Annotated in this window: 9 protein-coding genes; 8 read left to right on the plus strand and 1 reads right to left on the minus strand. The window is 25.4% G+C overall.

What is annotated here, in order from left to right:
* Nucleotides 1-351 precede the first annotated feature (351 nt).
* Entirely contained in the window at nt 352-6399 is a 6048-nt protein-coding gene (locus ACJA29_RS03895) for a hypothetical protein (RefSeq protein ID WP_406602576.1), read from the plus strand.
* On the opposite strand, the gene ACJA29_RS03900 is transcribed toward ACJA29_RS03895, so the two are convergent.
* Entirely contained in the window at nt 6396-6563 is a 168-nt protein-coding gene (locus ACJA29_RS03900; RefSeq protein WP_406602577.1) for a hypothetical protein, read from the minus strand. The genes ACJA29_RS03895 and ACJA29_RS03900 overlap by 4 nt on opposite strands.
* On the opposite strand from ACJA29_RS03900, the gene ACJA29_RS03905 reads away from it, so the two are divergent.
* The 7 genes from ACJA29_RS03905 to ACJA29_RS03935 all read left to right on the plus strand — a co-directional run bounded on the left by ACJA29_RS03905 (nt 6556) and on the right by ACJA29_RS03935 (nt 12474).
* Nucleotides 6556-8250 (plus strand): hypothetical protein, encoded by a 1695-nt coding sequence (locus ACJA29_RS03905; RefSeq protein ID WP_406602578.1) that lies wholly within the window; start codon nt 6556-6558, stop codon nt 8248-8250. The genes ACJA29_RS03900 and ACJA29_RS03905 overlap by 8 nt on opposite strands.
* Before the next feature lie 17 nt (nt 8251-8267).
* Nucleotides 8268-9188: a hypothetical protein gene (locus ACJA29_RS03910; protein ID WP_406602579.1), complete on the plus strand. Its 921-nt coding sequence runs from the start codon at nt 8268-8270 to the stop codon at nt 9186-9188.
* A complete protein-coding gene (locus ACJA29_RS03915) occupies nt 9163-10626 on the plus strand; it encodes a hypothetical protein (RefSeq protein WP_406602580.1) in 1464 nt (487 codons plus the stop codon). The genes ACJA29_RS03910 and ACJA29_RS03915 overlap by 26 nt, the downstream gene beginning before the upstream one ends.
* Before the next feature lie 511 nt (nt 10627-11137).
* Nucleotides 11138-11530 (plus strand): hypothetical protein, encoded by a 393-nt coding sequence (locus ACJA29_RS03920; RefSeq protein WP_406602581.1) that lies wholly within the window; start codon nt 11138-11140, stop codon nt 11528-11530.
* A 62-nt stretch (nt 11531-11592) separates the two neighbouring features.
* On the plus strand, nt 11593-11814 hold the full coding sequence (locus tag ACJA29_RS03925; RefSeq protein WP_406602582.1) for a hypothetical protein: 222 nt from the start codon (nt 11593-11595) through the stop codon (nt 11812-11814).
* A 211-nt stretch (nt 11815-12025) separates the two neighbouring features.
* Complete coding sequence (locus ACJA29_RS03930; RefSeq protein WP_406602583.1) at nt 12026-12316, plus strand: hypothetical protein; 291 nt, start codon at nt 12026-12028, stop codon at nt 12314-12316.
* A 26-nt stretch (nt 12317-12342) separates the two neighbouring features.
* Nucleotides 12343-12474 carry a hypothetical protein gene (locus ACJA29_RS03935; RefSeq protein WP_406602584.1) on the plus strand — a complete coding sequence of 44 codons (132 nt, stop codon included), beginning with the start codon at nt 12343-12345 and terminating at the stop codon, nt 12472-12474.
* Nucleotides 12475-12655 lie beyond the last annotated feature (181 nt).

A 12655-nucleotide genomic window follows, 5' to 3' on the forward strand; every position in this document is an offset into this window, starting at 1 on the left:
ACAATAGATAATTATTAAAGAAAAAAGAAATAATAGAAATTATATAACATATTTTTATTTTTAAATAATGAGTTTTATTATATTTCATAATAAATATTCTTCTTAATTATAAGAATTTTTTTATTGTGTAAAAATGAATTTTAAGTTATAAAATACAACTTTATATCTTAATTAGCTGAATGATCAAACTATCATAAATACTAGGCTTTTTATTACTTTTTTAATTTTTGAGGTTCATTAATTTCTATTAATATACCTTTGCTATTTTTATTTAATAACTTCAAGAAGTAATTAAATTTTGGCATGTTAGTGTATATTAGCAGACTTAAAAACTTTAAATGAGGTGAGAATATGAAAAAGAACACTAAAAGATCAATATTAAAATCTTCTATTGCAACAACTTTAGCTCTTGCTTCAGTTTCACCTATAGCTATTGCTTTAGGAAAGCAAATTGCTGATAACTATCAAAATCAATTATTTATTAATTCATCTAGACAAGCTCAAAATTGGACAGAAATGTCAAATATTAATATTGCTACTAAAGAAATGTTTCATAATACAGAAAACTTAGTTCCATTAAGTAGTGTTGGCCGTGGGCAAATGGTTACTCCTTATGGTTGATTAGGAAAATATAATGCTCGAACTCCTAATAATCCCGGAGCAAATTTTACTCAACAAGGCTATTGAGACTATTGAAGTAATACTTTAGCTTTAGTTGGGTGAGATGGTTCTATTATTTGAACTAATGATGAATCTGGTATTGCTATTTATAGTGCTAAATATAATTTTGCAACTAACACAATTTTTGTTGTAAGAACTCAAGATCCTACAGGAGCTGGAGGATTAAATACTAGTTTTAATCCTGATACTAGTGACCCAAGTTTCAAGATAACTTTTACTATCCATGATGCAACAACCGGAAAAATATTATATAATAGTTACAAAGATGCTAATGATAATATTAGTTGAGCATTCAACAATATTTTTAGTAGAAGTGATTTAAAATGAAATTCAAATGAATTTAAAAAAGATTTATATTACCAAGATATGATAACACTTGGAAATGGGGACATCATTTGATATTACACTCCAAATATATTAAAAATGAGAGAAAGTACTACTTCATTAACTCTTCAAAAATTTTCTCAACAAGTTTGAGGCTCATCAAATAATCAATTAGCAAAATTCTTTTTAATTAAAAAAAGTGAAATAGATGCTGTTAGAAATGGAAATAGTTCAACATCAATAAGACCAATTGATATTTCAAATAATGTGTTTAATAGTTTTTCTTACTCTTCTAATGATAATAGGTATCTACTTACTAGCCCTATTGTTATTCCAGGAACACAAGACAATGAATTTAATATTTTATCTTTTGTAGTTAATGGTACAGTAATAGAATCTCATAATACATTATATAAAGTAGAAAATGGTAGTTGTTCTAAAAAAAATAATTCTACAACTGGTTTAACTTTAAATGAATTGAGTGTTTATACAAATACAAACAATTCTAACATATCAACTTTTTGAACTGCTAATAATTGAAGTAATGAGTTTAATAAAGCTTTTTTATTACCTACTAGAAATATGTTTGATGAAAGAGTAATAACATTTGCATATCCATACGCATCACCTCCTAATTCTTCTAATTCTTCCTCTGTTTCTCTTCCAATTTTTAATGTGTTCCAAATGGGAATTAATAGTGCAGATGCATCAAATGTAAATTCAGTTCAGTTTAATAATTTAACAAAATCATTTAATTTTGGAGAAAAAATAGTAAATCATTATATTGATAATAATTTAGCAACCAAAAATCCTTATAGTGAGCCAAATATTTTAAAATGATATCCATGACCTAATGCAATAAATTCTAGCACAACTGGTGCAAATGATTATGCTAATTATACAGAGCAATTATATTCAAGACTAATTTCTGTTAGTCCATTTGATAACACTATTATTTATGCTTCAAGACCTAACTATAAACACAATGTTTTAGCTTTAAGTAATAATAAAGATGTTTTTTCTGGATATAGTAGTGTAGAAACAAGTTATGCAAGTTTTTGAATCGGTAATAGCACCACAGGTCAAGTAAGTAATTTTTTTATTCCTAATTTTAATACTACATATGGAACTATTAGTAATCAACTTGTTGCTTCTACTAATACTAATAATACTAATAATAAATCAGGCGGAATCTATGATATATATAAAAATGGATTCTGATTTGATGTTAATTCTTTAACTGGTCAAAGTGGTAAATTAAATTTATATTTTCCTACAACGGGGACAAAGAAAAATGCACAAATTCCAGGGGCAGATAACAATGTAAAATCTACACCTATTGCTTTTATTAGTCCAACTCTTTCTAATTATGTTGCTATGGATAGTTTGATAAATAATTCAAATAGTTTTAATAAAACTACAATAAGTAATGAATCATTTACTAACTATATTACATCTCGTGCTGATTTGAATCAATGATTCCCAAGAACATATCAAAATTTAACTAAGGGAGCAAATGCTTATGGTAATGGCGCTATATTAAATGATTATGATGTTAATAGCCAAAATAGAGCAGTAGCTACTAGTTTAAATCGAAAATTAACAGATGCTACTTGATTTGGAGCTAATAATAAATCTGTAGAATTATTTTCAAATTGACAAGTAGGAAGTACTTCCAGTTACAATTCAATGGCAGTTAAAAGAGCTAAAATAGTAACTAAAATTAATACAAGTGACACAGCATCAACTGCTTTAAAAGTAGAATTACAATTTATTTTAGAAAATAGTAATAATTGAAATAACCCTTTTATAGCAAGTGGAGATAAAGCTAAAGTAACTACATTTAGCTATCCAGTTACTATTTCTAATGCTTCATGACAATTACTAGATTCTTGATCAACTAATGTAAGATTGAGTACTTTCAGACCAACTAATGGTCAAAATAAATTTAATGTAAGATTACCAATTACCAATCATCAAAGTGTTGCTCAAGGAACTTATGGAGGAACTTTTGGAACCCATAACTTAGGTTATTGAACAAGAAGTGGAAGTGGTAATAACTACACTTGAAATGCTGTTCGAGGAGATACATTACAGAATAATGTAGATACTCCATTGTGAGTAGAATTTGGAATTGATTATAATCCAAATGGCAATGCAGATCCTACATGAATACAAAAATTAGAAAGTTTTGATAATGGATTATTCACAAAAACATATCCAGTTGTAGATCAGGATACATATACTTTACCTCAGGGTGCCACTTCATTTAACACTGTATTAGATAAATTTATTAAATGAAAAGCAGAAAATTTAATGTATGGAACTGATCTTAATAATCCAACAAATAATATTTATTCACCAGGTCAAATTTGCATTAAAGCATATTTAAAACTTAATCCATATTTTAAAAACAATTCAAACAATACTATTTATACTATGCCTGCTGATACCAATGGAACAGTAGTACAAGCGTTTTATGATTCTACAAATGATATTCGTTATGTTTATAGAGATGAATATCAAGGTAGTCGTGTGGTTTATAAACAAACATCTCCAAATTTTGATAATAATAGTGAATATGGATTTGGTCTTTCAGTAAATAGTGAAATCAACAAGTCATGAGAAACAATACCAGTAAATAATAAGTTTACTGCCTATTTAACTCAACAAACTAATATCTCAGATATTTTAGTGCGTGATGGACAAACTGCTACAACAGATAAAATGTTTTCAGCTGAATATAGTGCTGATATGAGTTCAATTATTTTAACTCCAAAAAGCACTCATTTAGATTGAATTAAAAAGAGATTTGGTTCATTCAATCAAATGGTAGGTAGATATGTTAAGTTCCAATATTTATTAGATGGACAACAAGACCAATGACAAGATTTTAATTCAAATATATTAACTGATAGCAATGCAAAAAATATGTTTAATAGTGGTTCATATACTATTCCAAATAGTAATGGAACTATACTACCTAATAATATTCAAAAAGTAAGATTTATTCTTAATGATTTACCAAATGATAACCAATATAACTCAAATAAAATAGTTTCTTCCTCAGCTTTATCAAATAATAGAGTATTTGTATCAGATGCTATTCCATTAGATCAAATTCCTATCCATATAGATTATGAAAGAATTTTAAATAATGTAGCTTTTGATACTACTGGAGCAAATTCTTTTTTGTTAGGTTCTAGTCACTTTACTTCGACAGTTTTACAAAATGCAGCTAATAGTTATCAAACTTCAGTATTAAGTTCTATTTCTTTAAAAGATAAAATAGAACTTAAATATTCTTTAGATCCAAACGCTACTGAAGAAAATTATTATGATGCTAGTGAATTATTTAATAAATTAAAAGAAAAATATGAAAATTATTCTGATCCAGATCAAGGAATAATAGATATTTGAACTACATCTAATACTAGTGGTAATACCAAAATTTATGTAAAAGTAGTTGTAAAAGAAGCAGCAAAAGATAAATATGAAATTATTGAACAAAATCAAAATAAAAACTATGTTCAAGAAACTAACATTAAGTTTTTCTTAAATTTAAGTAATTGATTTAGTGTATTAAGAACACAAAAAACAAATGTAATTTTAGATAGTTCGGCACCAAACACTATTTCAAGCTTTACTCCACCTGCTATGACAGGAGCAATTGGACAAGGATTCTTGTTTGGTAAATCATATGATGATATTGTTGCTTTAATGGTGAAGTTTGGTATTAGTATTGAATATCAAAAAAATAATAATACTTGAACAAGCAATAAAAATGAAATTACTTCATATGATCCTAATGTTAGAAAAATAAAAATTAGAATAACAAATTCTAATAATATACATAATGTGGCGTTGTCACCAGATGGAATTAATACAAGTGAACTTCAAGAAATTGATTTAATTTTAAATGTTCCAATATTAATTAACTTACAAGAAGGTACTAAAAATAATTTTATTAGAAAAGATCATATTAGTGGAAACACATGAAAAATTGAAATAAATGAAAGCAAAGAACAAACAATTATTAATGACATTAAAAGTGATGGAAATAGTCAATGAGGATCAGATTCAGTTTGACAAGAACTTACAAATTACCTTGAAATTCAATATGCTTTATCAAATGTAGAACCTTCAAGTGCTACAACTTTTTATAATAGACAGGAACTTATAGATCATCTACAAACTCAAACAGAAACTAATTATAATAATATAATTTGAGCTCGTTTACATGTTAAAAAAGTTGAAGGGGAAGAAGTTAAATTTATTTTAACTACTGAAGGAGCCAAACCATTTAAAATGAATGGTGATTCTAACAATCCAAGTAGAAATAAAATTTTAATCTATGTTCAAGCGGCTAAATATGAACAAGAATTAAATAATATAGAAGTTTCTGGTTCAACAGGTAATTTGCTATATAGTTATCCTGAAGTAATTCAAAAAGTTGTTGATGCTTCTTCTAATTCATCAAATGATTTAGGAATCAAAATTCAATATTCATTAAAACAAGATATTACCTATAGCGATAATTCTGGCGGTGATATTAGTAATGGTTGAGTAGATACAGCACCTACTTCAGTGCCCGCAGGAACTTCAAGTATAAAAGTAAGAATTGTTGTAACAGATTCCAATAAATACATTTATGGAATGGGTTCATCTTCAGGCGGCCCATCTGTTCATTCAATAGATTTAAATAATATATCATCATTAATAGATGTTGATAGTAATTGATTTAATGAAGTTTCTTTAACTATTGCAAATAGTGGTTATCTAAAAGATATTCAAGAATCTGATATTACTACTTGAAAAGATAGTATATTAAATAAATCTACTGCTCTTCAAACAGATTCAAGTTTAAAAAATAAAGTAGAAATTAAATTTCAAATTGAGGGAAATAATAATTGATATATAGCAAGAGATTTAGTAATTACATTAAAATCTATGATAAATGATTATTCAGGAGTAAATTTAGGAATCATTTATTTATGAGATGGAACTAGAGGTCTTAAAATTAATGCTAAATTCGAGAAAAAGAATGAATCAGATAAAATTATTTTTGTTAGTTCTCTAAATTCAACTAATCCTAATACTAATTTAGAAGGACAAGTTCAAACAAATCAAGTTAAAACTTATATTGATCTTTCATCATATATTAATGTATTGAAATCAAATAAAACTTCAGTAGTTTTACAAAATGGTCAAGCAGGAACAATTCAAAGCTTTACTCCACCTGCTATGACCGGTAATGTAGGTAGTGGATTTTTACATGGTAAGACATATGATGAAATAGCAAATCGTTTACAAACTTTAGGTATTACATTTAAATTTAATAACAATATGGATAATAACTGAAATAGAAAAGAAAATGTTAATACTTATAATTAAAATAACCCTACATTACATCTTGGTTTTGAATATGCAAGCAATACAAATCCAAATATAACCATTAAAATAAATAACAATAAAGAAATTACTTCAACAACTCAAGAACAAAATCTAGTTACTTTACAATTATTAGCTCCTGTTGCAATAACTGTTGATTTGAACAAATTAAATCAATTAAAATTTGAAGGTAATACAAAAAATATTTCTAATAGTAATAGTATTACAACAACTATAACCACCATTATTGATGAAATTAAAAACAATTATATAGCACTAGGTGATTTAAGCGATCTTCATCTAGAAATTAGATTTTCATTGAATAATATTAAATTAGAAGAAAATATCAGTGATTCAAGTACAACTGAAGATGGAATTTGATATACATTTGATAAATTAAATGAAATACTTTCAAGTTCAACAACTAACTATAATACTAATGCTGTTTTAGCAAAATACTATATTAAAGACAACCCTCAAATAGATGGAGTTAATAAATATATTTTATCTAATACAAATTATCAAACTATTAATCAAGAAAACTTAACATCAAAATCTGATTTTCAAGTTTATATTAATAATACAACCGAAACACAAAATGACTGAATTGTAGATAATTTAAAATTAACCGGATCTCAAGAAAACTTTACTATTACTAATTTAAGCGAGTGAAAATCTAAACTACCTCAAGGATTAACTGTTCAATATAATAATAAAGCAAATGTAAATGATACAAATAATCCTGATGAAAATAGTTGAAAAGATAATTTAAATGATGCAAAACCAATAGATTCATATAGAAACTTCTGAATTAGATTCAAAGTTGGTGATGCTTATGTATTTGAAGGAAAAAGCTCAAATAATGACAGTTATTCTCCTCCTTTTAAATTAGATGCTTCACAAATTCAAGTTGCTTTAAAAGTAAGTTCTTCATGATTAGAAAAAATTATATTAACAGGTAATTTAAAAGAATTAAATATTGATGAAACTGCCGCAATTACAGAAATTACAAATACCGGCATGATGCCAGTAACAAGTATCATTCAAATTGAATATACTTATGATGGAATAAATTGATATATCAAAGATACTTTTACTAGTCATTTGCAAAGTGCTGCTGGAGCAAAAGATAATACAAATTGAATTATTTTAAGAGAAGACATTAAAGCTCGTTTTGCATTGAATGCTAATGTAAATAATACTCAAAATCCAAGATATTTATTAGAAGTAGATAATACTAATATCAATGAAGATAATAGTAATAATATTAGTAAAGAATTAATTTCTTCTACATTGAATAATGGTGTTAAAGGTTATATTAATTTAAATAAATTAGCACCTTATCAAGCTGCTAATTTCACAGTAGCTGGAACCGATGATAAAGCTTATTTAAATATTAAGCAATATAATGAATTAAATTCTTTATTAAATCCTTATTCTTCAAGTAATTTATTTAGCATTTTATATAAAAATGACAAAACTGCCAGCTATTCTGATGCTAATAAAGTATGAACACCGGGAACACCATTAGAAAAATCTATGTTATTAAATGGTTCATATACAAACCGTTACTTTGCAATGCAATTTAAAGTAATAAATAATGATTATGAATTATATTGAAATAATCAAAAACAAACAAGCAATACTTTAGAATATGCTACTGATGAAACTAATACTAATAAAAAAATTAATATTAAAATTTCAGTTGCCATTACTAATCCATTATCTCCAAATGAAATTACCATTAAATTCTTAGATAGTTCTAAAAATCCTCAATGATATAATGGCGATGGTGCTTTCCAATTAGTAATTCAAAAACAGGTCAAGCCTTTGATTCATTTAATAATTTCTTAACTTCATTAGCAAATTCAATGCCTCAAGATCAAAGAAATGCATTAGAGTTAGTATATTATGTTGCTAATGATGCTAATGAAGAAGTAAAACAAAAAGCATTACAAGATTTAGATACTTATAATGAAAGTTCATCTGATAAATATAATGTATGAAGACAAGTAAGTGATAATACAACTATTGCTAATTTAAACTACCATTTAAAAGTTAATGACTATGTAATGTTAGCAGTTAGAATTAAAAAAGATCAATTAACTTCTGATACAAATCCTAATGGATATGTATTAAAAGATAATAATCATGCTGCAACTGATCAAATCAGAGTATTTGGTTATAAAGTTCATACAGATAATATTGATGTTGATTGAGCAACATTAAAAGTAAGAAATGTTGATGCTGCTGAATCAGCATCATATGGTTTAGATGGTTATGCTATGCTAGATCAAATTAGTTTAAAAAGATCTAATAACAGCGGAGCAGCCACTTCTGATGATTACTTAAATGTTTCATTACAACTAAATTACTTTACAGAATTTTATATTGATGCTCAAGATCAAGTATTAGTTTCTGGTGATGGATCTAGACTTGTAAAAAGAGACCAAACCAATTCTGATCAAGATGGATATTACAAAAATGCTGATGGTCAAGAAATTACAGATAATCAAGGACAAAAAGTTCCTATTCTTTACCAACAAGGAGAGAAAGACAATGGTATTTTAGCAAAACCAATTAAAGCATCAAGTGTTCAAAGATCTCATGTATTAGTAGAAACTAATGCTAATAGTTATACTTTGGAGTTAAATAATGGAGAATCTAATGCATTATACAGCTTCTTTAAATTCCAAGATATTGCTATTCAATTTACTAACAAAAAAGGTAATTCAGATCCTAATGATCAAGATGTTTATGATTACTATGTGGATAATCCAAGATGTGTCTAAAGAATACATAATTGATTCACAAATCAAATTCCCAATTGAAAATAATAAGTTAATTCGTTATACATTTAATTCAGAAGAGTTCATTAATTACATTAAAGAACCTAACAATATTAATGCTGTATATGAAAATAGTGCAAATTCTACTAAGAGTCCAATTAATGGCCAATCTAAATTGAAATATATGTATAAAGTAACTAGACAAGAAGGTCAAAATTCTACTACAACTGAATTGACCACTATAGGTGAAATTGTTAATCAAATTAAAACTGACTTTGGTTCTAAAGTAATTCTAAAAACTACTTATACTCCAATAAATGGAGCATCACAAATTATTCAAAGCAACGATTTAAGTAGTATTACAAATTTAAGTAATGGAGATCGTTTCAGAATTGAAATTGTTTCTGCTAATGAAAATGATTTAATTTATGCTCAACAACCTTCACCTTTAGTATTTACTATTAGTGGATTATATGAAGCAGATATTGATGAAGAATTATTGCAATACTTGAGAGTTCAACAAAGCGGAAACTTCAATGGTGAAGGTCAATTTGAAATCTTTGTTGATAATCCTTATGATGATCAAGACAACCACATTCCAGTTACTACTTTATTACAAGGATACAAATTCATGGTCAGAGTTTGAAATGCTAATAAAGAAGTAAAACAAGATTGAACTAATGATTATGAATCAATTAATGATTTATCAAATGGTGATAAAGTTGAATGAAAATTAGTAGCTCCAACAGGTGCCCCTGTAGAAAAAGCATATTACAACACAGTTGCTAATATGGATAAACATAATGCTAATAATAATACTTATAGCTTTAGTCAAGTAGCTAAAGTTGGTAATATCAGTACAACAGTTGTAGCAAATAGTATTGGTCAAAATCCGCAAACTAATGATTATCCTGAAAATAGTGGATTATTAATTAGTGGATTGCCAGAGAGAATTAGTGATAGTTACACTTCAATTACTGAAGAAGAATTCATTAGATTAATGAATGTTATGAATTTTGGTTACACCGGAATTAATGGTCAAGGAAATATGATTTCAAGCCGTGATATTACTACTATTGTAGTAAATACTTCAAGTATTACACGTGAACAATACACCATGAAATACTTAATAGATCAAGGATATCTAACATTCTATAGTAATAATATAGAATTTAATTGAAACCAAGTTTTAGGTAGTGATGGAAATTGATTAATTAGTCCCGGAACTTTAAGTAATGGTGATCAAATTACTATTAAATATCAAGATCCAACAATGTCTTCTTCATATGTTTGAGAAGCCCCTACAGTATCTGGATTAAAAGATAAATCAGATAACATGTCATTACTTACTTATGTTGGTATTGGTGTAGCTTCACTTGCAACTCTAGGTATATTTGCAATTATTTACTTTGTAGCAAGAAATAAAAAGTTAAAAAAATAAATATTAATTTTAAATAAAACATAAACCAACTTAGTGTTGGTTTTTTTATATTAGTCAATTAATTGTTTATTTAATTTGATTAATTGCAACATTATTATTAAATTAGTATTGATTAGTTATTTAAATATTAAGATTGATGCAAATTAATTTAAAAATATCGATTAATTTTATATTAGCAAAAGAAATAAAAAAAACATATTCTTTATTTATAAAATTACCAAAATGAATACCGATAAATAAAAAACCAGAGATTTCTCCCTGGCTGCACTTGTAAAATAAATAAACAAGAAAAAGGACACTTCAATTTATATTTGAAAAAGAATTAGAAAAAATTAATTTTATCTTTACATTAATGAATGAATTATCAGATTCTTTATAGAATAAAAAAATATTCTTATAAGATCTATTATTATGATGTAAATATTTATCTTTTGCGACTAAAATAACAAAAGAAGAAAATTAAAGAAAATTAGGAATAAATTTCTATTTCAACTTTGATAAAATTTAAATCATGTCAATTATTAGTAAGAAAAAGATGAATGAATTATTAAATCTATCTAATGATCCTAAAATTGAATTAGTAGAAGAAACAAAGAAATCTTATAAAATTAAAATTACTGGAGATAAAGATAAAGTGAAAAAATCATCTTTTGAAAATAAAGTATTAGAGTTTATGTCAGATATGACAGAATTTGTTAAAGAACAAAAGGAATTTAATAATTCAGTAGTTGATTTTATGAAAGAACAAAAGAAATTTAATAATTCAGTAGTTGATTTTATAAAAGAACAAAAAGAGTTTAATAAAGAACAAAAGGAATTTAATCAAAAAGTTGATCAAAGACTAAGTGTTCTTGAATCTTTTCATAAAGATGATTTTAGAAAAAATACAAATCATAAAAGATAATTTATTTATAAAGACATAAAATAATATTTTCTTAAATTAAAATTACTGGAGATAAAGATAAAGTGAAAAAATCATCTTTTGAAAATAAAGTATTAGAGTTTATGTCAGGTGTGACAGAATTTATAAAAGAACAAAAAGAGTTTAATAAAGAACAAAAAGAGTTTAACAAAGAACAAAAGGAATTTAATCAAAAAGTTGACCAAAGATTGAGTGCTCTTGAAAAAGATGTAAAACAAATTAAATTATTGCCAACCATTAAAAAAGAATTAAAAAATTTAGAATAAATTACATTATTCTTTTTTGAAGTCAACAATATTTGATATGAAAAAAAGAATATTCTATAATAAATAAAAATTAAAAAAACCAAAATGTGATTTTGATTTTTTCCCAAATTGTAATCACAATCGCAACACCAATAATTATTAAAATTATTAAAGGTTGGATTGTGATTTTTTAATATTAAAAAACCTCTCCAACCCAAAAAAGGTGGAAAGGATGTCAAAAAAACTAAATAAATTATTTCATAATGAACGCTTTTTGATTGATATTTTATTTAATCAAGAAAGAAAATCTAGAATGGTCTTTATTGAAAAAATTAAAACTAAAGATCCTATGAAATTGAATTCAAAAGTTTATCAATTAATAAAAAGAAATAATTTATATGTGAAATCAATTGCTATTGATAATGTAATTGAATTTTCAAAAATTGGTTTACCAGCTAAATGAATAAAATGTCATGTTTATTTATGTGAACCATATACTTCTTATCAAAGAGGAATGAATTAACATGTAAATGGTATTATTAGAAGATTTTGAAAAAAAGAACAGATTTTTCACAATTATCATGTAGTAACATTTTAGATACTCAAAATAAAATTAATAAAATTCCAAGAGAAATTTTTCATTGAAAATCTAGTTTAGATTTATTCAAAAAAGCAATTTAATAAAAATAAAATCAATATTAAAAAATAGAGATTCATTAACTAATGTTAATTTTAATTTATCTTAATATAATTAATTTAGGTGTTGCAATTACAATTGCAAAAAAGACTTGAACCAACTTAGTGTTGGTTTTTGTTTATTTTTTTCTAAATTTAAAATAACTAAAATATGATTTTTATATTT

Origin of the sequence: Metamycoplasma sualvi (assembly GCF_045276925.1) — a bacterium.
Taxonomy (GTDB): domain Bacteria; phylum Bacillota_I; class Bacilli_A; order Mycoplasmatales; family Metamycoplasmataceae; genus UBA710.